The following is a 24,715-nucleotide window of genomic DNA, read 5'->3' on the forward strand; positions in this document are numbered from 1 at the left end:
ACCCGACCTTCGGAGTCTCCCAATGTACCATCACGTCAAGAAACTGATGTTCACCGTTCGCGTCGACGAGCCCGACCCGCGCTTTGGCAACATGCTCCTTGAGCAATTCGGCGGCGCCAATGGGGAATTGGCCGCGGCAATGCAGTATTCGATACAGGGCCTCAATTGCGAAGATCCGGACCGCAAGGACCTTCTGATGGATATCGGCACGGAGGAACTGAGCCATCTCGAAGTCGTCGGCTGTCTCGCACGCATGCATCTGAAGCCGTCCAAGTTCGACCGCCAGGCCGCAGAAGCCGATCCGCTGATCGCCATCGCCGGCGGCGGTGGAATCAATCTGTTCAATTCGCAAGGCAATCCTTGGACCGCCGACTACCTTAAGATCACCGGCGAGCTGGACGTCGATCTCCGCAGCAATATTGCGGCAGAGGCCCGCGCCAAGATCGTCTATGAGCGCCTGATCAATTTCTGCGACGACGCCGGCAGCAAGGACGCCCTGCAGTTCCTGATGACCCGGGAAATCACCCATATGAAGGCCTTCGCGTTGGCGCTCGAAAGCATGAGCAAACCGGCCTTCAGCATCGGCCGCATCGCGCCGACGCCGGGCCTCGTCGACCAGTTCTTCAACGATTCCACCGGAACCGGTGAACATGGCGAGATCGACGCGCGCGGCCCCTGGAACGAGGGCAACGGATGGGTATTCACGGAATCTCCGGCGATCCAGGCTGGCGAGCCGGGCGCGGCGACGGCCATCATCGCGGAGAGCTCGCCGCCGGTCGACGAGGCCGGTCTCACCGAGCTCCTGATCGACGAGCTGCGTGACATTCTTCATGCGGAGAAGCAGCTCACCAAGGCGCTGCCAAAGATGGCCGCGGCGGCGCGCTTCGATCAACTCCGCGAGCTGTTCGAGCAGCATTTGCTCGAGACCGAGAATCAGATCGAGCGCATCAACGAGTGCTTCGAACTGCTTGGCAAAACGGCCCGGGCTAAGCCCTGCAAGGGCATGATGGGCCTGGTCGAGGAAGGCCAGGAAATCATGGCCGAGGGCGAAAAGAAGGAGGACGTTGCCGCCGACCTTGCCCTGATCGGCGCCGCGCAACGCGTCGAGCACTACGAGATGTCGGCCTACACGACTGCGAAGAACCTCGCCCAGCAATTGCGGCACAGCGCTGTCGTCGCCCTGTTGTCGAAGTCGCTGGCGGAAGAGGAAAATTCCGATCAACTCCTCAATCAGGTGGCCCGATCGCTGATGTCGGTGGCAAAGATGCCCGCCGCTGTCGAACAGGCCGAATAACGGCTAATAAACAACTGAGAGGAGCTCTTGCGATCCAGCGGGTTGCAGGAGCTCATCGGCGGCAGAGGTGATAGCTATCCGGCACGCTGCGCGGTAGACCCTTCTTTTTCTGGTTGCGCCGTCGCAGTTGTCGAGCAATCTACCTCCACGCTCGGAACCGGATCCCAAAACGGAGTTGCAAGAGCCTCTCTCTGTTGTAGAGAGATCGTGGAGCGGCCCCGGCCCTCCTATTGCCCGGCCGGGGCCGGTCCGCTCAGGCTGAGGCTTACTGCTGCGGCCGAACCGTTATCAGTTCCAGACTGCCAGAACTCTGCCTCGACGAATAGTTCGGCGCGCTCGCGCGCACTTTTCTTCTTCAATACAAACCAGATCGACGCGATTGTATGGCTGTCAGCTCTGACCGGATACGCCTGAAAGCTCTTCTAACGCCGTGGAACGAACATCAGGGTTCAAATAAGGCGACTCAAAAACGGCTAGTCCAACTGACTCAGTGATAGCCTTTGCACTTCGTTTCTTCCTTATATTCGCCGTTGCGCTCCCACTTGCGTTCAATCTTGCATGGGCCGCGGTAGAACTCTTGCTTGTACTCGCGGTCGTAATTGTAGGCGCGGTAAGCGCCGCGATCTTGCCTCCACCGGCCATTGCCGCTCTCGTCCTTCCATGGATCAGCAAAGGCTGGCCCAGCCAGCGTGGCAAGCGCCGCAATTCCTAAAAGCGGGTATTTCATCACGGGACCCTTCAATAAGGAAAATAGCCCGGCCGGTTTCCCGGCACGGGCAGTGACACTCCGCTTAGTGGACTACACGAAGAAAATAGTAGCCGAGACCACCGACTACGATGACGGTGGGCACGGCCCAAAGCAGTAATACAGGCATGGTCTCCTCCTCCTTCTTACCTGTATAAAACGGACGGAACAGGCTGATGTTCCGTGAATGAAACCGAATTCAGGCGCGAATGGCTTTTGGTCTCGCCGTTCCGGATGACGCGCGGTCCTGCTGTGACGTCTTTGAATGAAGGCCGCAGTCAACCTCGATGGCGGGAAGTGAGCGGAAATTTGAACGCTGTACCGCAGGCGAGTGCTCGGCGCGCTGGCCAGAGCCGTCGCTGGCGCTTTCTAAAATGCCCTTCATCCGGAAACCATGGACGCTCAGCCCTGTGCGCTGGAGCCTTTTTCATCCACGAGCCGAACGGTTCGGCGCCTTGTCATACGATCGAGAGCATGCACGACCTCATCTCGGTCGAGAACGGCCAACAGCCGCTCGATCGTATGCGTTGCGTCCCCCGGCGCCTCTGGCGCGACGTGTTCTCCCAGGATGCGCCGGGCATCTTCAATGGCCCTCAATAGGACGTCCTCGTCCGGGGTGTTCATGGTGCGCGCCTCAGTGAGCGCGGACTCAAATCGGAAGGATGAACTTCGTTCCTATGACCGTTCGCAATCGCGAGCGGCCGTGCAGATCGACGGACAAGCGCCTGATGTTTGGATGCGCGCACCGTGGAATGTTCTTGCACTGGCTTCCGGTGGGCGCAGCGACAGATCCCACCATGAGGACGGCCCCAGCCCGGGGGAAAAGCTGGGGCCCCTCTTGAAGCCGTGCCGACGGGCGGCTCCGGTCGGCACAACCTGCTAACGGCCTCCAGCCAAGGCCGTTCCTACAGCCCGTCCCTATTTGCCGATTGTGCACTAGTGGACCGACAGCGGCGGTAAGGTAGCGTAAGCTTGCGAACATCACCGCAAGGTAGTCCGGCAGTTATCGGTGACGAGAACGCCAGTTGCGCTCCCGCCTTCCGAAGGGAAAGGAACAGCGCGTGCAACCGCGTCGCCGTTTCAAACAAACGACTTCACTAGCCCAGCGATTGACCGAAGAGGCGAAGCGCCTTCGAAAGGAAGCGCGAGGCACCCCGCCGGGACTGGCGCGGGAACGGCTGATCAGGAAAGCCCGGCAGGCCGAGACGGCCGTGCATATTCAAGCGTGGCTTGCATCGCCAGGACCGCACGCGCCAACTTGACCGGAAGACACCTCGATTGAGCAAGATCAACCTGGAGCCAGCGGGTCTCCCTTAGTTTGTTGTCACACCGAGCCCGAAGCAGCGGGCCCTTGAGGTCACGAGGTCCGGACTCCCAGGCGGGCCTCGTTCTGTTCGAGGCACGGCTTACGCGCAAACCCGGAGTTCCCGGTTCCACCTCCGGGAAGACCCACGCGTGCCTCGCCCCTTGAGTGCCTTTCGGCAATCACCTGTGCGACCTCGCCGTTGAGCACGGTGAGATGATTTCGCGCTTGTGTGGCATCTGTCGCCAGTTTGCCGATCAACACGCAGTTCTTCGCGCCGATACGCAGCCCTTTTTCCAGCCGCCTGCTCACGTCCTGCATGGCGCCACCGGTCACGGCCATTCTGAGCTGAATTCCAGCCCGGAGCAGGTCAGGAAAAAGTGGCAATTTAAATGAACCAACGGTTTTTAATCGATTTGAATCCGTATATTGGGCGTGGAGTTCGATTGTGGCGTTTCAGCGTAGCAAGCCGGCGGCGATCGGGATCAAGGCCTACTACCCCGGCTTCATCGAACCGGCGTTAGCCTCTTCGATCGAGAGGGTGCCAACTGGGAAGCGCTGGATTCACGAGATCAAGTTCGACGGTTACCGGGTGCAAGTCCATCTCACCAACGGCGCCGTCAAGGTCTTCACCCGCCGCGGCAACGACTGGACCAGGCGATTTCGCAAAATCGCCGACGACGCCTGGCATATCGCCGCCGGAAGCGCGATCATCGATGGCGAAGTGGTCGTTCCGTCCAAAGACGGCACGACCGATTTTTCCGTGCTGCAGAACGAACTGAAGGGCAAATCAAACCGGATCGTGCTGGTTGCCTTCGACCTGCTTTACCTCAATGGCTACGATCTGCGGACGGTGCCGTTACAGGAGCGCAAGGCGCTGCTGAAAAAAACCATTGACGCCACCGACGTCCAGTTCAGCGAAAGTTTTGAGATCGACGGCAGCGAGATGTACGCGCATGCCTGCAAGGTCGGCCTCGAAGGTGTCATCTCCAAGGTGCGTGACAGCCGCTACGTCTCCGGCCGCGTCAACGATTGGGTCAAGAAGACCTGCGCGCAACGCGAGACGCTGACCATCGCGGGCTTCGCGCTCGACGGCAACAAATGGGACGGCATCTATCTCGGCCGTCACAAGGGCAACGACCTCATCTATGCCGGCAAGTGCGACCATGGGTTCGACAAGAAATCGTCCACTGAGCTTCGCAAGCGGCTGACGCCTTTGATCCGCAAGACTCAGCCTTACAGCAAGAGGATCGCGCATAAGGGCATCTGGGTCGAACCAGAACTGCTGGCGGAAATCGAATACCGCGCCAAATCGGCGGAGGGCAAAATCCGACATCCGTTCTTCAAGGGCTTGCGGGAAGACCTGTGATGTCGAAGGACGCGTTCGATCAATGGTGGGAATGGGCGGAGAAGCTGCCGGAGAGCATGCTCACAATCCCGGCGGCGATCCACACGCCCGTCATGCGGCTAGCTCCGCACGAGCGGCACGACCGTGACAAGGTCAACGAGGCGGTACGGCGATGGCAAGCGAACTGAGCATTCTCTGCCATACCGGCCGCGACTTCGAATGAGAAAGCTCCGCGGCGGGTGAGAACCGCCGTCCGCATGACCGCAACAACGCGGGCGGCTGGCCCGCGCTGCTACTTGAAAATCGTATCCGCCTATGCCGTGGCGGAGTGCTCGGCGCCCTGCAGCTTGCGCTTCCGCCAGACCGATCCCGCGATCAGCACCACGACGATGCCGATGATTCCGAGGATCACCTCACCGCCATGTCCGCCATTGGCGAACTGCGGCGGCATACCGAGCGATTTGAGGACGCCATCGAGGCCAACGCCCGCCGGACCGTTGAAAAACGCATGCAGATACGGTTGCACCGCCGGGTCGGTTGCCATGACCTCGCCGGCGATCCAGCCCAACAGACCCGCGCCGGCCCACACCAGCGCGGGAATGCGCGTCAGCAACGCCATGATCAGCGCCGCTCCCGCGACGATCAGGGGAACGCTGATGGCAAGGCCGATGACGAGCAGCGGAATGCTGCCATTGGCGGCCGCGGCGACCGCGATGACGTTGTCGAGGCTCATCACGATGTCGGCGATCGCCACGATCTGCACCGCGGCCCACAGATGCGCGGCCGCTTCCGTGTCGCTCTCATCCTCGTGTTCCGGTACCAGGAGCTTTGCCGCGATCACCAGCAGCGCCAGTCCGCCGACCAGCTTGAGGTATGGCAGCGCCATCAAGGTCACCACGATCCCCGTGAAGATAATGCGCAGCAGGACGGCGACGCCGGCGCCCAGGATCATGCCCCAGAATCGCTGGCGCGGCGGCAATCCTCGGCAGGCCATCGCGATGACCAGCGCGTTGTCGCCCGACAGCAGGATGTTGATCCACATGATCTTGCCGAGCGCTACCCAGAAAGCGGGTTGCTGCACCTCGGTCTGGAACTGGACAAAGAATGCCGAGATCACCGCCGGATCAAAAATTTGCAACAGCCAGTTCACAACGTTTCTCCCCCACGGCCCTGCGGCCGTTGCGCGCGGCTATTGCCTGCCGCTCCACCAATCAATCAGCCGACGATCTCATTACCTGAGAAGAACTGCGCGATTTCGACCGCCGCGGTCTCCGGCGCATCCGAACCGTGCACCGAATTCTCACCGATCGACTTCGCATGAATCTTGCGGATCGTGCCTTCCGCCGCCTTCGAGGGATCGGTGGCGCCCATCACGTCGCGATATTTGGCGATAGCACCCTCGCCTTCCAGCACCTGCACCACGACCGGGCCCGAGGTCATGAAGTCGACCAGTTCGCCGAAGAACGGACGCGCCTTGTGAACGGCGTAGAAGGTTTCCGCCTGCTCCCGGGTCATGCGAATGCGCTTCTGGGCCACGATCCGTAGGCCAGCCTTCTCGATCAGCGCGTTGACCGCGCCGGTCAGATTGCGCGCGGTCGCGTCCGGTTTGATGATCGAGAAAGTGCGTTCAATCGCCATTGTTTACGTCCTTGCAAAACGCCGGGTGGGAGAGTTGCGGGGCTTATATCGGTGCCATCCCATGACGGCAAGCGACCCGGTGACGCGGCTGCCACCCCTTTTGGGCGTGTTTTCACCCGGCACACGCCTCCGTGGCGCTAAGATTACAGCAATTTCACGGAGGTGAACCCATTCTGTAATCTTCGTCACGCCGCCATTCAGCTTTGCACAGCTAGACTTTCCGACGATCGGACGCCGGGCACGCATCCGCGGCCCGGGGCGTTACGGGAGGCGATCTCACCGATGGCGCGTAGACTCGCGCCGAACCTTGAGGAGACGATCATGTTACGCAAATTCTCACTCGTTGCAGCGGCTGCGGCCGCGCTGGGAGCGGCCGCACTGGCGCCGACATCGGCCTCGGCCTGGGGCGGCGGCTGGCATCATCACGGCTGGCATCATCACCATCACGGCTGGGGCTGGGGCCCTCGCGTCGTGATCGGCGGCCCAGCCTACTTTGGCGGATACGGCGGCTGCTATGTGCGGCGCTTGGTTCCGACCCCTTGGGGTCCACGTTGGCGGTTGGTGAACCGCTGCTACTGATCTGATGTGAGCTTCCCCTTGACTTGAAGCCCCGGCCCCGTGCCGGGGCGTTTTTTATGCGCCTTATGCGGAACAGAATTTGCAGCCGTGATTCGCGCAGTTGCAAACGAACGCACACGTTCCTTGCGCGGGAAACCAATTTCGCCGCCGCGACTTGATCCATCAAATATTCACATTCAAGCCTTGCCAGCGCTGCGAGGTGGAACTCGCCGAGAAACCGCCGATGGATGTCCGAATCAGCCGTGACTTCGAACAAATCGACCACAAGACATGCGTGTCAATCTGCGACGCCATCGGCGAACGGCTACAACAGAGCTTCCGCCCCGAAGCCGAACTGTCTCCACGCTTACGAGAGCTCTTAGAAGAATTGCGCCGCCACGACAGTGACGTGCATTGAGTGCCGTCGGGGCGCCGATTTTACCGATATAGAGGTTGCGTTTGGCTGCGGCTCCGGTGACAACGCCGCATGCTTTCCATCACGGACATTTCGATCCGGATTGCCGGCCGGCTCCTGATCGACAACAGTACGGTGCAGATCGCGCCGGGCGCGCGCGTCGGCTTCGTCGGCCGCAACGGCGTCGGCAAATCGACGCTGTTTCACGCAATCCGGGGCGATCTGCCGCTTGAGTCCGGCAGCATTACGCTACCGCCGCGCTGGCGTATCGGCAGTCTGGCGCAGGAGGCGCCGGACGGTCCGGAGAGCCTCATCAATGTCGTGCTGAAGGCCGATTCCGAGCGCGACGTGCTGCTTCGTGAATCCGAAACCGCCACCGATCCGCACCGCATCGCTGAAATCCAGACCCGGCTGGTCGACATCGACGCGCATTCGGCGCCGGCGCGCGCCGCCGCCATCCTGAGCGGCCTCGGATTTTCCACTGCGGACCAGGCGCGACCCTGCTCGGAATTTTCCGGCGGCTGGCGCATGCGGGTGGCGCTGGCGGCAACGTTGTTTTCGGCGCCCGATCTCTTGCTGCTGGACGAGCCGACCAACTATCTCGACCTCGAAGGTACGCTATGGCTGGAAGACCACCTGGCCAACTATCCACGCACCGTCATCGTCATCAGCCATGACCGCGACCTGCTTGACACCTCGGTCGACCAGATCCTGCATCTCGATCGCGGCAAGCTGACGCTCTACAAGGGAACCTACTCCTCGTTCGAGGAACAGCGCGCCATGCGCGAGATGCTGGACGCCAAGCACGCCAGGCGCCAGGCCGACGAGCGCAAGCGGCTGCAGGCCTTCGTCGACCGCTTCAAGGCAAAGGCCTCGAAGGCCCGACAGGCCCAGTCACGCGTCAAGATGCTGGAACGGATGAAGCCGGTCACCGCGCTGGTGACGCAGGATGTGCGTGAGATCACCTTTCCTGCGCCGGAGAAATTGCTGTCGCCGCCGATCATCGCCGTCGACGACGTCTCGGTCGGTTACGATCCGAAAAAGCCGGTGCTCAATCGCATCACGCTGCGTGTCGATACCGACGACCGCATCGCCCTGCTCGGCTCCAACGGCAACGGCAAGTCGACGCTGGTCAAGCTGTTGGCGGGCAAGCTGCAGCCATTCTCAGGCAGGATCACGCGGGCGGAAAAGCTTTCGGTCGGCTATTTCGCGCAGCATCAGGTCGACGAACTCAACCTCGACGCGTCGCCCTACGATCACGTCCGCCGGCTGATGCCCGATGCGCCTGAGACCAAGGTGCGCGGCCGTGTCGGCGCGATCGGCTTTTCCGGCAAGGCCGGCGACACCCTGGTCAGGAGCCTGTCAGGCGGCGAGAAGGCGCGGCTGCTGCTCGGGCTCGCCACCTTCTTCGGCCCGAACATGATCATCCTCGACGAGCCGACCAACCATCTCGACATCGACAGCCGCGCAGCGCTGGCGGAAGCGATCAACGATTTTCCCGGCGCCGTCATCATGGTCTCGCACGACCGCTATTTGATCGAATCGTGTGCCGATCAATTGTGGGTGGTCGCCAACAAGTCGGTGACGACCTACGACGGCGACCTCGACGAATACCGGCGGATGGTGCTGTCGATCGGCGATACCCGCGAGCGCGGCGGCGATCGCATCAAGGAAAGCGCCAAGCCGGCGCGAACGAGGGGCGAAAGGCGAACGCCGCTCAAGCAGCGCATTGCCGAGGCGGAGGCCGAAGTCGAGCGCATCACCGGCATCATCGCCAAGATCGACACCGCCCTCGCTTTGCCCGATCTGTTCACGCGCGATCCCAAGCAGGCCGCCCAGCTCAGCAGAGCGCGCGCCAGCGCAGAAGCCGCGCTGCGGCGCGCGGAGGAAGATTGGCTGGAGGCCAGTTCGGAATTTGACGAAGCGGCGGGCTGAGCCGATCGATGCGGCGCTACGCCGCCGGCTTCCGCTTCGGCTTGCCGCCCTTGGCCGGCGCCGCCGGCTCCGGTCCACGCTCGATCGAGGTCAGGCGTCCGCTGGTGAAGGTGTAGATGCCGGCGCGCTGGCCGCGCGAATAGGTGACGACTGCCACGCGATCGCCGCGCGGGTTGTTGGAGAGGCTGACATTATCGGGCGCGCCGATGCCGCGTACGACGTCGCATTCGGTATGGCCAAGGGCCACTGTGCCAGTCGTCGAGGGTGGCGGGCTGCCGGCGGCACCGTCCGCCAGCGCGTTGGCACCAGGCGCGCCCATGCCCGGACAGGCGCCATCCGCAGCGACGAGTTCATCCGGCGTGACCGGTTTAGTCGGGGTCAGCGGCGGCGTTTCGATCGAGACGTTGCGGATAAAGACGCGGCCCGAGCGCTGAAACCAGTCCGCATCCTTCGACAGCAGGTCCGCCCCGCCCGCACAGCCCGCCAGCGCAGGCCCGAGCAACAATAACGTCAGCAGTGGCTTTCGATCGATCGTTCCGCGTCGCACGCTAAACCCACGCTCCCGCTTTTGACTGTAACCACTTGTCCCAACACCACTTTGCGGCACCACCATGGCTGCCCGCAAGACTCGGCGCAGAAACCGCTAATTATCATTAATTCCCGGGGATCGCTAATTTGGATCGCTAATTTCCAGGCATCGCTAATTTCCAGGCATCGCTATTGCCGCCGCTGCCACCGCCCCCGCTCATCGGCCTGCCAATAAGTCACCTCGAATCCCCGCGCCTTGCAATCGGCCCAGGCGCAACGCGCAGCCGTCAGTGCCTCATCATCATCTCCGTTGAAGACCAGCACCACCCGCTCATAGCTGTCGCAATCGGCCGGTAACGCTGCGTTGTCGATCAGGAACCTGACATTGGCCTGATTCGGGTTTCCGGCCTCGATCGAGAGAATGATGGGTTGGTCCTGCGCATCGCCGGCGCGCCATGTGGCGTGCGGCAGAAACGAATCGTCGCTGTAGGTCCACAAATGGGCATCGAGCGCCTCGGCGCGCTCCGGCGAGGTCGATTGCACGACCACACGCCAGCCGCGCTCGAGCGATTTTTCCAACAGCGACGGCAATACGCTTTCGAGCGACATGCCCTGCAAATGATAGAACAGGACTTCCGTCATCCGCCTGCAACCGGTTTACTTCGTGGCTTCGTAATATTCCGCGACCAGCCGGTCCAGCAGACGGACACCATAGCCTGATCCCCAACTCTGGTTGATGTCGGTTTTCGGTGCGCCCATCGCCGTCCCCGCGACGTCGAGATGCGCCCAGGGCGTGTTGTCGACGAACCGCTGCAGGAATTGCGCGGCGGTGATCGAGCCGCCGTGCCGCCCGCCGGTGTTCTTCATGTCGGCAAATTGCGAATCGATCAGCTTGTCGTATTCGGGACCGAGCGGCATGCGCCAGACGCGCTCGCCGGTCTCATTTCCGATCTTGCCGAGCCGTTCCGCCAGTTCGTCGTTGTTGGAAAACATGCCGGAATATTCCGTACCCAGCGCGACCATGATCGCGCCGGTGAGCGTCGCAAGATCGACCATGAATTTGGGCTTGAACTTCTTCGCGACGTACCAGAGCACGTCGGCCAGCACGAGCCGGCCCTCGGCATCGGTGTTGATGATCTCGATGGTCTGCCCCGACATCGACGTAACGATATCGCCGGGCCGCTGCGCGTTGCCGTCGGGCATGTTCTCGACCAGGCCGATCGCACCGACCGCGTTGACCTTGGCTTTGCGCGCCGCCAGCGCGTGCATCAGCCCCACGACGCAAGCAGCGCCGCCCATGTCGCCCTTCATGTCTTCCATGCTGGCGGCCCCCTTGATGGAGATGCCGCCGGTATCGAAGCAGACGCCCTTGCCGACGAAAGCGACCGGCTGATCGCTCTTCCTGCCGCCGTTCCAGCGCATGATCACGGTGCGGCCCGGTTGGGTGGAGCCCTGTGCGACGCCGAGCAATGCGCCCATGCCGAGCTTCTTCATCGCCTTGACGTCGAGCACCTCGACATCGACACCGAGCTTCTTGAGCTGGCTCGCGCGGCGCGCGAATTCCACCGGATACAATACATTCGGCGGCTCATTGACCAGTTCGCGCGCGATGATCACGCCATCCACGACATGGGATGCCGGCGCGAAGGCTTTTCGCGCAGCGGCGACATCCTCGACGGCGATCGAAACGTCGGCGCGAAGCGCGCCGTTCTCGCCGTCCTTCTTCTTGGTCTTGTAGCGGTCGAATTTGTAGGTGCGTAGCCGGATGCCGCAGGCGATCGCAGCGGCGGCATCGGGTTGCATCGCGGCCTCGGGCAGTTCGGCGATGACGGTGACCACTTCGCTGGCGGCATTGAGCTTGCCTGCCGTCACGCCGCCGAACTTTAGAAAATCCTTCTCCTTGATGTCGGCCGCCTTGCCGACGCCGACCACGATCAGCCGTTCCGCCTTGATTCCCTCCGGCGCCGGAATATCGAGCGTCGATCCGCTCTTGCCCTTGAACTGATTGGCCGCCGCAGCCCGCTTGACGGTATCGGCGGCCTTCCCCAGCACCTTCCGCGTCGCCTCGCCGAACTTCAATGCGTCATCGCAAAACACCACGAGAACGCCGCGGGGTGCTGCGGAAAAAGCGACAAAGCCGACCTTGACGGCGTCGGACATAGGTAATCCTCCAGAATTCGGGGCTCTTTGCGGGTCCGGAATCGGTCCGCATTATGGAATGTTCTCTTCGCTCGCGGCCCAAATCGCTCGGGGCCCTGATGTTTTCGGCACTATGGCCTGCCAGCCGCGCCACTGCCAAGCACTGCCGTGGCTGGAACGCCACATGGGACGAATTATTAACCGTATCGAGGGGACGCCACGGCCCAGCCATTTTGTTGACGGATCAAGGGGATGGTAGTCAGAATGCCCGACCAAGGGGAACCCCGAGCAGGGGTTGGTCGGAAGCCGCCTTTCAGGCGTGCAAGGGTGGATCGCGCGGTAACGATGGGGTCGATCGACAGGTACATTTTCCGAACGACGCTGGCGTCGTTTGCACTGGTCCTGGTCAGCCTCACCGGCGTGATCTGGATTACGCAGGCGCTGCGCGGCATCGACCTGATGACCAGCCAGGGCCAGACCATCATCACCTTTCTCGGCATCACCGGCCTGGTGATTCCGGCGCTGGTGCTGATCATCGCGCCAATCGCGCTGATGATCGCGGTCTCTCACACGCTGAACAAGCTGGCGACCGATTCTGAAATCATCGTGATGAACGCCGCCGGCTTCTCGCCATTCCGGCTGTTTCGTCCGTTCTTCTACGCCACCTGCGTGGTGGCGCTCCTGGTTGCTTTCATCGGCTCCTATCTCGCCCCCGACGGCATGCGCCGGATCAAGCAGTGGGACGCCGAGATCACCGCCGACGTGCTGACCAACATCCTGCAACCCGGCCGTTTCGCCCAGCTCGACCAGAACCTGACGATTCGGATCCGCGAGCGGGCGCCGGGCGGCGTGCTCAAGGGCATTTTCGTTGACGACCGCCGCGATCCCAAGGAGCGCATCACCATCATTGCCGACCACGGCACGGTGCTGAAGAATGAGAGTGGCTCCTATCTGGTGCTGGAAGACGGCAATCTCGAACGCTTCGAGGCCGGAAAGCGCGATCCGGCGCTGGTCGCATTCGGCCGTTATGCCTTCGACATGTCGAAATTCTCCAATCGCGGTCGTGACGTCGCGCTCGGCATTCGCGAACGCTATCTGTGGGAGCTGATCTCCGCCGCGGACGATGACCCAGTTTTCAAGCAACTGTCCGGGCAGTTTAACGCCGAGCTGCATGACCGCTTCCTGGCGCCGGTCTATCCTTTCGCGTTTGCCGTCCTGACCTTCGCCTTCCTTGGCACGCCGCGCACCACGCGCCAAAGCCGCAATTTCTCGATCGGCGGATCGATCCTGGCGGTGTTCGGGCTGCGCATGGCGGGATTCGCCTGCTCGGTCATGACGGTGAAGACGCCGGCCATGGCGCTCGTTCAATATTCGATGCTGTTCGCTGCGATCGCCGTTGGGCTGTGGATGATCATCAGTGGCATCGTGGTGGAGCCGCCGCCCGCGCTGATGGAGGCGATCAACAGGTCGAACGCGCGCCTTGCGCGGCTCTTTGGACGGCCCGCCACCGCATGAGCATGATGACTAACACGCTCGGGCGATACTTTGCCGGCCGCTTCCTGATCTCGGCGGTGGGCGTGTTTGCGAGCATTTTCGTGCTGCTCGTGCTGGTCGACTACATCGAAATGGTTCGCAAGACCTCCGGCCTCGTCTCGGCGTCGGCGATCACGGTGGCGCAGACGTCGCTCTACCGGGTGCCGCAACTGCTCGAGAAGCTGATGCCATTCTGCGTCCTGATCGGCGCGATGACCTGCTATCTCGCGCTGTCGCGGCGGCTTGAGTTGGTGGTCGCCCGTGCCGCCGGCGTATCGGCCTGGCAGTTCGTCTCGCCGGCGCTGGCAAGCTCGATCATCCTCGGCACCCTGGCAACGGTTGCCTACAACCCGATGTCGGCGAATTTGCGCGAACTGTCCAAGCGAATGGAGGCGGAGTTGTTCGGCTCCGCGCCCGGCGGCGGTATCCAGGACGCATCCGGCTTCTGGCTCAACCAGGTCAACAGCGACGGCCAGTCGATCATCAACGCGGCGCGCAGCGAACAGCAGGGTGTCCGGCTGACCGGACTGACGGTATTTCGCTTCGACACCGGTCTCCAGTTCAAGGAGCGAATCGAGGCCCGTGAAGCCACGCTGGAAGAAGGCCGTTGGGCGTTTAAATCGGTACGAAGGTACTCCCTTGATCAACCTCCGGTTGATCAAAACACCTATTACCTCTCAACCACCCTCACTCCGGCCCAGGTCCGCAACAGCTTCTCCACCCCAGAAACCGTGTCTTTTTGGCAACTGCCTGGCTATATCCGTTCTTCCGAAAGTTCGGGCTTCGCGACTGCCGGTTACCGTCTGCAGTACCATAAGCTCATCGCACAGCCATTTTTGCTGGCTGCAATGGTGATGTTGGCGGCTTCCGTGAGCCTTCGCTTCTTCCGGATGGGCGGCGTGCAGAAGATGGTTTTAAGTGGCGTGGGCGCAGGGTTTCTGCTCTACGTTCTATCGAAAGTTACTGAGGATTTGAGCAAGGCTGAGTTGATGCATCCCATCGCTGCGGCGTGGTTGCCTGTCTGTGTGGGCGGCCTCACCGGCTTTTTGGCCTTGTTGTACCAGGAGGACGGGTAGTGGCCGTTGTCGCCGCCCGCCAGTTGAGGTCGCCTGCGTTCAGGTGGCGCACCCATGTGCGCCGCCATCGAGCCCGCTTGGCTGCCGTTGGCGTCCCTATGTTTGCCCTGCTTGCCGGGTTGGTCCTGGCTGGCTCGATCGAGCTTGCCCTGACCGTACCGGCCTCGGCGCAAAGCTTCACCTACAACCCGCGTCCGCCCAAGCCGCCGCCGCGGCCCGTCAACAATGACGGCCGCATGACCGTGCAAGCGGTAGAGGTGGACTACGACTACAACAACCAGCGCGTGTCGGCAGTCGGCAACGTGCAGATGTTCTACAACGGCACCAGCGTGGAGGCCGACAAGGTCATTTACGACCAGAAGACCAAGCGGCTGCATGCGGAAGGCAACATCCGCCTGACCGATGCGGAAGGCAAAGTCACCTACGCCAACATCATGGACCTGAGCGACGACTACCGAGACGGCTTCGTCGACTCGCTGCGCGTCGATACGGCGGATGACACGCGAATGGCAGCGACCCGCGCCGACCGTTCCGCCGGCAATTACACCGTGTTCGAGAACGGCGTGTATACCGCCTGCGCCCCGTGCAAGGACAATCCGAAAAAGCCGCCGCTGTGGCAGGTCAAGGGTGCTCGCATCATCCACGACCAGACCGACAAGATGCTGTACTTCGAGAACGCGCGGCTCGAATTCTTCGGCGTGCCAATGGCGTATCTGCCGTACTTCTCGACGCCCGATCCGACCGTGAAGCGCAAGACGGGCTTCCTGATGCCCGGCTTCAGCTCCAATTCGACCTACGGCTATGCCATCGAGACTCCATTCTATTGGGCGATCGCGCCAGACTATGACGCGACCTTCAATCCGCGCTTCACGACCAGGCAGGGCGTGCTGTTCCAGGGCGAATTCCGCCAGCGGCTGATCAACGGCTCGTATCAGATCCGCGCCTACGGCATTAACCAGCTCGACCCCGGCGCGTTTGCCGGGCAGCCGGGTGACCGCGACTTCCGCGGCGGCATCGATACAAAGGGCCAATTCGCCCTGAACGACAAATGGGTCTGGGGCTGGGACGGCGTTCTGCTATCGGACTACTACTTCTTCTCGGATTACCGGCTGGCGCAATATCGCGATCCGCTGGGCTCGTTCCTGAGCCTGCCGACGGAAGCGATCTCGCAGCTCTATCTGACCGGCGTCGGCAACCGCAGCTTCTTCGACGCGCGTACGATCTATTACCTCTCCTTCTCCGGAAGCCAGGACAAGGTGCCGGTGATCCATCCGGTGATCGACTACAACAACGTCATCAACCACCCGATCCTCGGCGGCGAAGTCAGCTACAAGACCAACTTCACCAGCCTGTCGCGCACGACGGCGGCCTTCGACCCGATCACGACGCTGGCCAACACCAATGGCCTGTGCCTGACCGCATCGGCCGACCCGCTGGCCCGCCTCCCCTCGCAGTGCCTGCTGCGCGGCATGCCCGGCACCTATACACGGCTGACGGCTGAAGCGCAGTGGCGGCGCTCGTACACCGATCCGATCGGCCAGATCTGGACGCCGTTTGCGATCATGCGCGCCGACGCCATCGACGCCTCGATCTCGAACCAGCCCGGCGTTTCGAACTTCCTGCCGGTCGGCGACACGCAGGCGGTCCGCCTGATGCCGACCGTCGGCCTCGAATATCGCTACCCCTTCATCAACGTTCAGCCCTGGGGCACCACCACGATCGAGCCGATCGCGCAGATCATCGCGCGTCCCAACGAGACCTATGCCGGCAGGCTGCCGAACGAGGACGCGCAAAGTATGGTGTTCGACGCCTCTAACCTGTTTGCGGTCGACAAGTTCTCGGGCTACGACCGTGTCGAAGGTGGCGGGCGCGCCAATGTCGGCGTGCAGGCGACCACGCAGTTCGATCGCGGCGGCAGCGTCAACGTGCTGTTCGGCCAATCCTACCAGCTATTCGGTCTGAATTCGTTCGCGGTGGCGGACGCGACCAATACCGCGCTCAATTCCGGCCTGCAGAACACCCGGTCCGACTATGTCGCCCGCGTCAACTATTCGCCGAACCGGACCTATACGTTCAGCGTGCGCTCGCGCATCGATGAGGCGACGCTGAACGTCAACCGCTTCGAAGCCGAGGGACGCGCCTCGTTCGACCGCTGGTCGGTCAGCATGATGTACGGCAATTATGCCGCTCAGCCGGAACTCGGATACCTGACCCGGCGCGAAGGCCTGCTCGGCAGCGCATCGATCAAGCTGGCGTCGAACTGGGTCGTGTCCGGAGCGGCGCGCTGGGACCTTGAAGCCAACAAGCTGAACCAGTACATCATCGGCGCGGGTTATGTGGACGACTGCTTCGTGCTGGCCGCCAACTACGTCACGTCCTACACCTACTCGGCCGGGACGACGCCGCCGGTGCTCAACCACGCTTTCATGGTGCAGATCGGCCTGCGGACCATTGCCAATACGTCCTCATCGGCCGGCAGCAGCGGCATTCAGTAGTTGATGCGAGGCTCGACTTTGCCGGAGAGCACCGTACGAATTGGTTGATACGGCTGACATGACCATGACGACCATGATGCACTTTATCCGCCGACTTTGGTCCCTGACCGCCGGCTTTGCCATAGCGCTTGCCGTGCTGGCCGGCAGCCCCTCACCGCTGCGGGCGCAGTCCGTGGTCGTGATGGTCAACGGCGAGCCGATCACCAGCCTCGACGTAGAGCAGCGCACCAAGCTCAACTTCCTGACCACGCGCAAGCAGATGCCCCGGCAGGAAGTGATCGAGGAGCTGATCAACGAAAAGGTCAAGATCAAGGAAGCCAAGAGGTTCGGCGTCGATCCCACCGCGAGCGACATCGATCAGGCCTTTGCGGGCATGAGCCAGCGGATGCGTCTCACGCCTGACCAGTTGACCAAATCACTGGAGAGCCAGGGTGTGCGGCCGGAAACGCTCAAGGCCCGCCTCAAGGCCGAAATGGTCTGGGGCAGCCTGGTGCGGGGCCGTTTCAAGGAGAGCCTCCAGGTCGGCGAGAGAGACGTTGCCGCCGCCGCCCAGGAAAGCGGCGAGCCGACCCAGACCGAGGCCTTCGAATACAAGCTGCAGCCGATCGTGCTGATCGTGCCGCGCGGCTCGGCACAGGGCGCGATCGACGTACGGCGCAAGGAGGCGGAGTCGTTGCGCGAGCGCGTCCAGACCTGCGAGCAGGCCAACTCCTACTTCAAGTCGATGCAGAATGCCGCCATTCGCGACCCTGTCACCAAGACCTCTGCCGACATCCCCGGCCCCCTTCGTGAGCTCCTGGACAAGACGCCGGTCGGCCGTCTGACCCCGCCCGAAATCACCAAACAGGGTGTGGAGATGGTGGCGTTGTGCGAGAGGAAGCCAACCAAGATCGACACGCCGAAGAAGCGCGAAATCCGGGAAAAGATGTACACCCAGAAATACGAGGCAAAGTCGAAGGCTTACCTGGCCGACATCCGCAAAGCCGCGATGATCGAATATCGTTGATGGCCAAGGATCACACGTCGAAGGATCCCACGTCCGAGGCTCCAACGAAGGCTCTCGCGCTGACATCCGGCGAGCCGGCGGGCATCGGTCCCGACATTGCCCTCGCCGCATGGCTGCGGCGCAAGGAGCTGGACCTGCCACCATTCTATCTGCTCGGTGATCGCGCCTTCTTCGCTGCGCGGGCGAAAATTTTGGGCGTCCCGGTCGAACTCGCCGATGTCACGCCCGAGCAAGCGTGCGCGGCATTTGCGAAAGCCTTGCCGGTGGTTGCGACCGGCGAAACCGCCACCGCGCGCCCCGGACAGCCCGACGATACCAGCGCGAGCGCGGCGCTGGCCTCGATTCGCCAGGCCGTCGACCATGTCAGAACCGGACGCGCCGGCGCCGTCGTCACCAACCCGATCGCCAAGAGCGTGTTGTATCGCGCTGGATTTCGCCATCCCGGCCACACCGAGTTTCTCGCCGAGCTCGCCGCCGATGGCGGACGCGCGCCGCAGCCGGTGATGATGTTATGGTCGCCGGCGCTCGCCGTCGTTCCCGTGACCATCCATCTTTCGCTGCGCGACGCGCTGAAGCAGCTTTCGACCGGGCTGATCGTCGCCACGGCCGGGATAGCGGCTGCGGATCTGAAGGCCCGTTTCGGCCTTGCCCATCCGCGCCTCGCCGTGTCGGGTCTCAATCCGCATGCCGGCGAAGACGGCTCGCTCGGCAGCGAAGACATCGACGTCATCGCACCCGCCGTCGAAGCGCTGCGCAAGGACGGCATCGACGCCAGAGGCCCTCTGCCCGCGGATACCATGTTCCACGCCGCGGCGCGCAACAGCTACGACTGCGCCATCTGCATGTATCACGACCAGGCGCTGATCCCGGTCAAGACGATTGCGTTCGAGGATGCCGTCAACGTCACGCTGGGATTGCCGTTCATCCGCACCTCGCCGGACCATGGCACGGCCTTCGATATTGCCGGCAGCGGCAAGGCCAACCCGTCGAGTCTCGCCGCGGCATTGCGGCTCGCCGCGCGCATGGCGGCGACCAAACCTGCATGAGCGCGATCGACGATCTGCCACCGCTGCGCGAGGTCATTCGCGAACACTCCCTGTCGGCGCGCAAATCGCTCGGCCAGAATTTTCTGCTCGACCTCAATCTCACCGCGCGGATTGCGCGTGCCGCGGGTCCCCTCGAAGGCGCTGTTGTCATCGAGGTCGGGCCCGGGCCCGGCGGCCTGACGCGCGCGCTCCTGGCGCTCGGCGCCAAACGCGTCATCGCGGTCGAGCGCGACGAGCGTGCGCTGGCCCCGCTCGATTACATCGCCAAACGTTATCCGGGCCGGCTCGATATCGTGCATGCCGACGCGCAACGCTTCGATCCTCGTCCGATGCTGGGCGGTGCAAAGGCCAGGATCGTCGCCAACCTGCCCTACAACATCGCAACCGCGCTTCTGGTGGACTGGCTGTCGATCGAGCCGTGGCCGCCCTGGTACGACATGATGGTGCTGATGTTTCAGCGCGAGGTCGCCGAACGGATCGTCGCAAGGGAGAATGAGGAGGCCTTTGGCCGGCTCGCGGTGCTCGCCAATTGGCGCACCGAGACCAAAATCCTGTTCGACATTTCGCCCGCGGCCTTCGTGCCGCAACCGAAAGTCACCTCCTCGGTGGTCCGGCTTGTGCCGCGCGACGCACCCGAACCGTGCGAGCGCCGCGCCCTCGAACAGGTTGCGGCGGCAGCCTTCGGCCAGCGCCGCAAAATGCTGCGGCAGAGCCTGAAATCGCTCTCCGTCGATCCGGCGCGGCTGGCGGAAGCCGCGCATATCGACACGACGCGGCGCGCCGAAACCATTCCGGTCTCGGGCTTTGTTGCCATGGCCCGCGAATTGACCGATATACGCAGCACAAAATCAAACGCTGTTTAAGGAGTGAACGCCATGGCGCGAATGGTCCGCCAGTCCCTCGTCAAATTCGATGCGCCATTGTGCGAAACCATCGTCGACACGCCGAAGCCGCAAGGACGCGAAGTCCTGGTTCGCGTCGAGCGCTGCGGGCTCTGCCATTCCGACCTGCACATCCAGGACGGCTATGCCGATCTCGGCGGCGGCAAGAGGCTCGACACCACGCGCGGCATGACGCTGCCGTTCACGCTCGGCCATGAGATCGCCGGCGTCGTCGATGAGGTTGGGCCCGATGTCCCGAAGGAGTTGATCGGCAAGAAGCAGGCGGTATTCCCCTGGATCGGCTGCGGCCAATGCCGCGACTGCGCCAATGGCGACGAAAACCTCTGCGTCAAACAGCGCTTCCTCGGCGTCTCGATCGACGGCGGCTTCGCCACCCACGTGCTGGTGCCCGACGCCAAATATCTGCTCGATTACGATCCGCTGCCGGTCAACCAGGCGGCGACGCTGATGTGCTCGGGAGTAACTGCCTATGGCGCGCTGAAGCGGCTGGTCGACCGCCCGCGGCAGCGCAATCTGCTGCTGATCGGGCTTGGCGGCGTCGGTATGATGGGGCTTGCGTTTGCGCAGGCAATGTTCAAGCAGAACATCACAGTTGCCGATCTGTCCCCTGCCGCGCGCGAGACCGCGCTCAAGAACGGCGCCGCAGTCGCCTACGATCCGGCCGAGCCCGAGGTTGTCAGGCGCATTCTGAAAGAGACCGACGGCGGCTTCGACGGCGTCGTCGATTTCGCCGGCAACGAGAAATCGATGGCATTCGCGGTAGCGACGGTGGCACGCGGCGGCAAGATCGTCGTCTCCGGCCTGATGGGCGGCAATTTCAGCCTGCCGATGGTGCAATGGGTCTACAAGCGCATGACCATCGAAGGCTTCATGGTCGGCACGCTCGCCGAGGCGAAGGAACTGATGGCGCTCGCGCGTGCCGGCAAGATCAAGCCGACGCCGATGAAAGAAGAGCCGATGGCCGACGTCCAGAAGTGGATCGACGAGCTGCGCGCCGGCAAAGTCGTCGGACGTATCGTGCTGAAGAACTGAGCGCGACGAAGGCGATCCGTCACCCTGAGACGGCCACGCATTGCGTGGCCCTTGAAGGATCACATCGCCTCACGCAAATTGCGCGAGGCCGTGGCCGACCGACCAGTTCTCTTTCGCTGAGTCGAGAACGTTCACGAACACATCCGCGGGCCGGATGCCAGGGCGTTCGCCGAGCAGCTCTGCGATCCGCCGGAACAGCGCCTTCTTCTGTTCGGCCGTGCGCGTGTCGAACACGGTGATCTGGATGTACACGAGATCGTCGCTGCGCTGGATGCCAAAAGCATTGCCATAGCGGAAGTTCGCTGCGTCATGCTCGCTAATGGTCATAAACTGATCGCCTTCGGGCACATCGAGTGCTTCGCGCATCGCGCGGTAAAGGCTGTCGAAGATCGCCTGCCGATAGCTTTCCGGCTTTCCCGCGCGCAGGGAGATGTGAATGAACGGCATCGCGCGTCCTTTCGCAGGCGGTCCTGGCCGTACGGGGGCTCCCGCAGGGTGGTTCGCCTCATCGGCGAAATGAGCTTAGAGTTTTTGACACGATGTTAAAAACACATTTTTGACGATGCGTCAAATACTATTCTGCGTCCCCAGCCCCGAATGGCGCCAACGCGTACACAGGAGAGAGACTTTGAGGCCGCGCGAGTTTGACCACGACCACGTCCTGCGCATCGCTTTCGATCAGTTCTGGCGCAACGGCGTCCGTGGAACTTCGCTCTCGGACATCGCACGTGAGGCGGGCGTCCAACGCGGCAGTCTCTATAACGCCTTTGGCAGCAAGGAAGCGCTGTTTCTCAGCGCCTACCAGCGTTATGCCGGCGACTATCTCAGCTCCGTTCAAAAGGCGCTCGGCTCGGGGACATTGCGACAGCGCCTTACGGCGTTCTTCGATGTGACCATCAAGAGCTTCTGTTCCGGTTCGCCGCCCCGCGGATGCCCGACCACGCGGGGACTGATGGAGCTGGCGTCAGTCGAAGGTGAAGGGCTGGATGACAACGCGCGCCAGGCATTTGCGGATCTGGTGGCCGGCATCACCGGCTTGGTTCGGGAAGCCTTGTCGAAGGGTGCCGAGCGGGGCCAGTTCAGCGGCGACGCAGCGATCGCGGCACTCCACATCGTCACCGTGACGCGAGGATTGGCGGTGCTTGAACGCGCCTTCGGTGATGAGGTTCAGCTTCGGAAGATCGCCGCCCACACCGTCGATCTCGTGCTCGCCAAGAAGAACCGCTGATGGCGACCATGAGCTGCGTCGCAGCATAACCAATGTTGTGGCAACCGGTGCGCCAGGGGCGGAAGCTGGTTGCCGTCACCGCGCGGCATCTTGGCAGTTATCGGTGATGAGAACGCGCCAGCGCGCTCCCGCCTTCCCCGGACCGAATGGAGCCGCGCATGGAGAAGCGTTGCCGTATCAAACACGCCACCACGCTCGAAGCCGAGAAGCTTCGGGCGCGAGCGAGAACCTTGCCGCACATTGAGCGGCAGCCCGTGCTGCAAAAAGCGCGTCAGCTCGAAACGGCATCCCATGTGAACGAGTGGCTTTCGTCGCCGGGATTACGGGCGCCCAAACAGACCGTCACACAAAGACATCAACACCGTTCGACCGTGCATCGTCGGCAGAAAGTGGCAGGACATCCTGATGAAAGACTATGAACGTCGCCTTGAGAAGTTGCGCAAGGACGCCGCCGAATGCGCCCTCGTTCGCGACCTGGCTACGGAAAAAGCCAAGCGCGAAATATTTGATCGCCTCGCGCTGCATCTGAACCAACTGGCGGATGAAATCGAACAAGCCGTGCGCGCGTCAAAGGCAGGCTAGGAGCGGATCACCGGTTGGCAAGCTCCTTGCGAACCGTGGCAGCCGAGTTTCCGACCTTGTCGACGACCCGTTGCAATTCCTCTTTCGATACCCCCAGCTCGCGGATCCAATACTTCACTTCCCAACTTTCATGCATGTTGATCTTGCTGCGGTCAGGTGAATCTCGCTTCGCCAGATTGTCCATGGCCAAATATCTTCGGCTAAATATCTTCGTTGATCGGCAACCGCGCGCCAACCCAGGGTCCATCCGTCGAATTTAGGAATATCCGACGACGCTTCGCTCTTAGTTCCGCCTCCGACGGAAACGGGACGCCTAGCGCGCGTGCCTTGTTCTTTGTAACCGACAGCGAGCGCCTCAAGGCAACCGACGCCCGCAGCGCCGACGCCCCCGACGCAACGAGCGCCCTTAGACGCGCGGTGTCCTCGTCCGACCATGCTTTCTTCTTGGCTACCACGTCTCGATCCTCAGCTTTCCGCTCAGATCAAGAACGCCAGGAATGTCAATCTGTTCCAAACGGCGGTAAGCCGGCAGCCGTTTTGCGCAATGCGAATGCTATGCCGACTTGCTCTTCGAGAGCTCCTGAACGGCGCGGTGCGCGACAACGTCGAGGCCGCCCAGCGTGGTGTTGCCCTTCTTGGCACTCAGCATCAGCTTCTGTGCGACGTACTTGCGGCTTTCATGATCGCCGCCATTGGGAAAGCGGCTGCAGGCTTTCTCCAGCGCAACTTCCATGTTTGCAATCGTGCGGTCATCCAATTTAGCCATGATGCCACCTCTTCGGGTGCTCAAAGCCAACAACATCCCTTGCGAGCACAAGGAACCATTGAATGATAGCATTTTCGGGAAAAAGCGGAATACGGGATGTCGCCCTCGCCGAAAAGGCAAATCTGGCATCCTGGCCGACCGCCGCACCGCAGCGCGCCCTGAAAGGCGGTCAGCCGCAGCACCTCCATGACGTGAGGCATCCTGGCAAACTGCTTCAGGCAGGACTGGATATGTTCGTGGGTGGTGCGCAGGCGGATGACGGCCATCATCCGCAAGCCCAGCGCGCGACCGGATCAATTTTTGCGGTATAGCCGGTGACGATTCCGCGCTCCTCCAGCCGCTTGACCCTTTCCGAGGTCGCGGGCTGCGAGAGCCCTATTCTGCGGCCAAGCTCTGAAATCATCACGAATGGAATGACGGTGACAGTGCACCATTCGCCGATGCTCGACGCCCGGTATTGAGTGCAGTGTCAGCGTGATGCATCATCCTCGGCCAAGTCGCCGGGCGCAGGCTCCAGTGAGCTCAACGCTGCGTCGACCCTCTCCAACAGACGTTCCAGTTCGGCACGCTCGTTGGGTCCCGGGTCCTCCTCCAACCTGCCGAGCAGTTGCTGCTTTTGAGCGAGAAGTTTCGCAAGCGACGTCATGCTGTCCTCGTCCGAGCACGGATGCGGAAGCGGCGCATCGAACAAATCGATCAACCATTCAGAACGGCATCAGGTTCCTCCGTGTGACCCTGCATCGATAACGATGACAGCAACGCGTTCTGCCGATGCTCGCGATGAGGTGAGCGGCGATCGCACCGAGACTTGCTGCAATGTTCCTTGGCGGAACCTTAAGATACACGCGGTATCAAAATCTCAGCCGAGCGGAACGAATGCCTGCCGAAGCTTTTGATCTTCGTCGACAAGAGGAGGTCACTATGAAACTATCTGTCTTGGCGATTGCGACATTGCTTACGGCCGGAACCATCGCTTCGGCTAACGCTGTCGAGTTTGGCGTCGGCCCCGGAGGCGTCTACGTCGGTCCCGGCTATGATCGTCACTACTACCGTGATTACAGAGATGACTGCCGGATCATTATCCGCGAACGCACCAACCGGTTTGGTGAGCGCGTCAGGATCCGCGAGCGCATCTGCGACTAAGCA

28 protein-coding genes and 1 pseudogene are annotated in these 24,715 nt (G+C 62.2%); 16 read left to right on the forward strand and 13 right to left on the reverse strand.

Features of this window, described 5'->3' with window-relative positions; translation table 11 throughout:
- Positions 1-22: 22 nt before the first annotated feature.
- Positions 23-1,294 (forward strand): DUF892 family protein, encoded by a 1,272-nt coding sequence (locus tag HCN50_RS18465; RefSeq protein WP_171711084.1) that lies wholly within the window; start codon positions 23-25, stop codon positions 1,292-1,294.
- A gap of 487 nt (positions 1,295-1,781) precedes the next feature.
- Here HCN50_RS18465 and HCN50_RS18470 read toward each other — a convergent pair whose 3' ends face one another.
- From HCN50_RS18470 to HCN50_RS18480, 3 genes are all read right to left on the reverse strand, one after another.
- Positions 1,782-2,021: a hypothetical protein gene (locus HCN50_RS18470; RefSeq protein ID WP_171711085.1), complete on the reverse strand. Its 240-nt coding sequence runs from the start codon at positions 2,019-2,021 to the stop codon at positions 1,782-1,784.
- A 420-nt stretch (positions 2,022-2,441) separates the two neighbouring features.
- Complete coding sequence (locus HCN50_RS18475) at positions 2,442-2,663, reverse strand: hypothetical protein (protein ID WP_171711086.1); 222 nt, start codon at positions 2,661-2,663, stop codon at positions 2,442-2,444.
- Between the two features lie 733 nt (positions 2,664-3,396).
- Positions 3,397-3,684 carry a hypothetical protein gene (locus HCN50_RS18480; protein ID WP_171711087.1) on the reverse strand — a complete coding sequence of 96 codons (288 nt, stop codon included), beginning with the start codon at positions 3,682-3,684 and terminating at the stop codon, positions 3,397-3,399.
- Positions 3,685-3,790: 106 nt separating this feature from the next.
- On the opposite strand from HCN50_RS18480, the gene ligD reads away from it, so the two are divergent.
- Both ligD and HCN50_RS18490 read left to right on the forward strand, forming a co-directional pair.
- Positions 3,791-4,711 carry a non-homologous end-joining DNA ligase gene (gene ligD, locus HCN50_RS18485; protein ID WP_171711088.1) on the forward strand — a complete coding sequence of 307 codons (921 nt, stop codon included), beginning with the start codon at positions 3,791-3,793 and terminating at the stop codon, positions 4,709-4,711.
- Complete coding sequence (locus HCN50_RS18490) at positions 4,711-4,878, forward strand: hypothetical protein (protein ID WP_171711089.1); 168 nt, start codon at positions 4,711-4,713, stop codon at positions 4,876-4,878. Before ligD ends, HCN50_RS18490 begins: the two co-directional genes overlap by 1 nt.
- Before the next feature lie 125 nt (positions 4,879-5,003).
- Here HCN50_RS18490 and HCN50_RS18495 read toward each other — a convergent pair whose 3' ends face one another.
- Positions 5,004-5,840 carry a TerC family protein gene (locus HCN50_RS18495; RefSeq protein WP_171711090.1) on the reverse strand — a complete coding sequence of 279 codons (837 nt, stop codon included), beginning with the start codon at positions 5,838-5,840 and terminating at the stop codon, positions 5,004-5,006.
- 65 nt (positions 5,841-5,905) lie between these two features.
- Entirely contained in the window at positions 5,906-6,328 is a 423-nt protein-coding gene (ndk, locus tag HCN50_RS18500) for a nucleoside-diphosphate kinase (protein WP_171711091.1), read from the reverse strand.
- A gap of 321 nt (positions 6,329-6,649) precedes the next feature.
- Here ndk and HCN50_RS18505 point away from each other — a divergent pair, with 321 nt between their 5' ends.
- Both HCN50_RS18505 and HCN50_RS18510 read left to right on the forward strand, forming a co-directional pair.
- A complete protein-coding gene (locus HCN50_RS18505; protein WP_171711092.1) occupies positions 6,650-6,907 on the forward strand; it encodes a sulfur globule protein precursor in 258 nt (85 codons plus the stop codon).
- Positions 6,908-7,373: 466 nt separating this feature from the next.
- Positions 7,374-9,236 (forward strand): ATP-binding cassette domain-containing protein, encoded by a 1,863-nt coding sequence (locus HCN50_RS18510; protein WP_171711093.1) that lies wholly within the window; start codon positions 7,374-7,376, stop codon positions 9,234-9,236.
- A gap of 16 nt (positions 9,237-9,252) precedes the next feature.
- Here HCN50_RS18510 and HCN50_RS18515 read toward each other — a convergent pair whose 3' ends face one another.
- The 3 genes from HCN50_RS18515 to HCN50_RS18525 all read right to left on the reverse strand — a co-directional run bounded on the left by HCN50_RS18515 (position 9,253) and on the right by HCN50_RS18525 (position 11,924).
- A complete protein-coding gene (locus HCN50_RS18515; protein WP_311968069.1) occupies positions 9,253-9,783 on the reverse strand; it encodes a hypothetical protein in 531 nt (176 codons plus the stop codon).
- A gap of 170 nt (positions 9,784-9,953) precedes the next feature.
- Complete coding sequence (locus HCN50_RS18520; RefSeq protein WP_171711094.1) at positions 9,954-10,406, reverse strand: DNA polymerase III subunit chi; 453 nt, start codon at positions 10,404-10,406, stop codon at positions 9,954-9,956.
- Positions 10,407-10,421: 15 nt separating this feature from the next.
- The gene (locus HCN50_RS18525) at positions 10,422-11,924 is read right to left on the reverse strand and encodes a leucyl aminopeptidase (RefSeq protein WP_171711095.1); all 1,503 of its coding nucleotides are present in this window, start codon (positions 11,922-11,924) and stop codon (positions 10,422-10,424) included.
- Between the two features lie 324 nt (positions 11,925-12,248).
- Here HCN50_RS18525 and lptF point away from each other — a divergent pair, with 324 nt between their 5' ends.
- The 7 genes from lptF (at position 12,249) to HCN50_RS18560 (ending at position 20,993) form a co-directional block, all read left to right on the forward strand.
- Complete coding sequence (gene lptF, locus HCN50_RS18530; RefSeq protein ID WP_171711439.1) at positions 12,249-13,418, forward strand: LPS export ABC transporter permease LptF; 1,170 nt, start codon at positions 12,249-12,251, stop codon at positions 13,416-13,418.
- A complete protein-coding gene (gene lptG / locus HCN50_RS18535; protein WP_171711096.1) occupies positions 13,415-14,512 on the forward strand; it encodes an LPS export ABC transporter permease LptG in 1,098 nt (365 codons plus the stop codon). Before lptF ends, lptG begins: the two co-directional genes overlap by 4 nt.
- Before the next feature lie 98 nt (positions 14,513-14,610).
- Positions 14,611-17,007: an LPS-assembly protein LptD gene (locus HCN50_RS18540; protein WP_171711097.1), complete on the forward strand. Its 2,397-nt coding sequence runs from the start codon at positions 14,611-14,613 to the stop codon at positions 17,005-17,007.
- Positions 17,008-17,071: 64 nt separating this feature from the next.
- A complete protein-coding gene (locus HCN50_RS18545; protein ID WP_171711440.1) occupies positions 17,072-18,013 on the forward strand; it encodes a SurA N-terminal domain-containing protein in 942 nt (313 codons plus the stop codon).
- Positions 18,013-19,059 (forward strand): 4-hydroxythreonine-4-phosphate dehydrogenase PdxA, encoded by a 1,047-nt coding sequence (pdxA, locus tag HCN50_RS18550; RefSeq protein ID WP_171711098.1) that lies wholly within the window; start codon positions 18,013-18,015, stop codon positions 19,057-19,059. The genes HCN50_RS18545 and pdxA overlap by 1 nt, the downstream gene beginning before the upstream one ends.
- Complete coding sequence (gene rsmA, locus HCN50_RS18555) at positions 19,056-19,922, forward strand: 16S rRNA (adenine(1518)-N(6)/adenine(1519)-N(6))-dimethyltransferase RsmA (protein WP_171711099.1); 867 nt, start codon at positions 19,056-19,058, stop codon at positions 19,920-19,922. Before pdxA ends, rsmA begins: the two co-directional genes overlap by 4 nt.
- Positions 19,923-19,934: 12 nt before the next feature.
- Positions 19,935-20,993 carry an alcohol dehydrogenase gene (locus HCN50_RS18560; RefSeq protein WP_171711100.1) on the forward strand — a complete coding sequence of 353 codons (1,059 nt, stop codon included), beginning with the start codon at positions 19,935-19,937 and terminating at the stop codon, positions 20,991-20,993.
- Between the two features lie 69 nt (positions 20,994-21,062).
- On the opposite strand, the gene HCN50_RS18565 is transcribed toward HCN50_RS18560, so the two are convergent.
- Positions 21,063-21,440 carry a tautomerase family protein gene (locus HCN50_RS18565; RefSeq protein WP_171711101.1) on the reverse strand — a complete coding sequence of 126 codons (378 nt, stop codon included), beginning with the start codon at positions 21,438-21,440 and terminating at the stop codon, positions 21,063-21,065.
- A gap of 181 nt (positions 21,441-21,621) precedes the next feature.
- On the opposite strand from HCN50_RS18565, the gene HCN50_RS18570 reads away from it, so the two are divergent.
- The 3 genes from HCN50_RS18570 to HCN50_RS18580 all read left to right on the forward strand — a co-directional run bounded on the left by HCN50_RS18570 (position 21,622) and on the right by HCN50_RS18580 (position 22,803).
- Positions 21,622-22,221, forward strand: a complete 600-nt coding sequence (locus tag HCN50_RS18570) for a TetR/AcrR family transcriptional regulator (RefSeq protein ID WP_171711102.1) — start codon at positions 21,622-21,624, stop codon at positions 22,219-22,221.
- A 158-nt stretch (positions 22,222-22,379) separates the two neighbouring features.
- Entirely contained in the window at positions 22,380-22,640 is a 261-nt protein-coding gene (locus tag HCN50_RS18575; protein ID WP_171710696.1) for a hypothetical protein, read from the forward strand.
- On the forward strand, positions 22,627-22,803 hold the full coding sequence (locus HCN50_RS18580; protein ID WP_171711103.1) for a hypothetical protein: 177 nt from the start codon (positions 22,627-22,629) through the stop codon (positions 22,801-22,803). The genes HCN50_RS18575 and HCN50_RS18580 overlap by 14 nt, the downstream gene beginning before the upstream one ends.
- 7 nt (positions 22,804-22,810) lie before the next feature.
- On the opposite strand, the gene HCN50_RS18585 is transcribed toward HCN50_RS18580, so the two are convergent.
- The 4 genes and pseudogenes from HCN50_RS18585 to HCN50_RS18600 form a co-directional block, all read right to left on the reverse strand.
- On the reverse strand, positions 22,811-22,987 hold the full coding sequence (locus tag HCN50_RS18585; RefSeq protein ID WP_171711104.1) for a DUF3606 domain-containing protein: 177 nt from the start codon (positions 22,985-22,987) through the stop codon (positions 22,811-22,813).
- Positions 22,988-23,356: 369 nt separating this feature from the next.
- Positions 23,357-23,569 carry a hypothetical protein gene (locus HCN50_RS18590; protein WP_171711105.1) on the reverse strand — a complete coding sequence of 71 codons (213 nt, stop codon included), beginning with the start codon at positions 23,567-23,569 and terminating at the stop codon, positions 23,357-23,359.
- A 167-nt stretch (positions 23,570-23,736) separates the two neighbouring features.
- Positions 23,737-24,011: pseudogene (locus tag HCN50_RS33685) on the reverse strand (Lrp/AsnC family transcriptional regulator); the annotation flags it as partial.
- Positions 24,012-24,038: 27 nt separating this feature from the next.
- Entirely contained in the window at positions 24,039-24,215 is a 177-nt protein-coding gene (locus HCN50_RS18600; RefSeq protein WP_171711106.1) for a hypothetical protein, read from the reverse strand.
- Between the two features lie 275 nt (positions 24,216-24,490).
- Here HCN50_RS18600 and HCN50_RS18605 point away from each other — a divergent pair, with 275 nt between their 5' ends.
- The gene (locus HCN50_RS18605; RefSeq protein ID WP_171711107.1) at positions 24,491-24,712 is read left to right on the forward strand and encodes a hypothetical protein; all 222 of its coding nucleotides are present in this window, start codon (positions 24,491-24,493) and stop codon (positions 24,710-24,712) included.
- Positions 24,713-24,715 lie beyond the last annotated feature (3 nt).

Origin of the sequence: Bradyrhizobium archetypum, from assembly GCF_013114835.1 — a bacterium.
Lineage (GTDB): Bacteria > Pseudomonadota > Alphaproteobacteria > Rhizobiales > Xanthobacteraceae > Bradyrhizobium > Bradyrhizobium archetypum.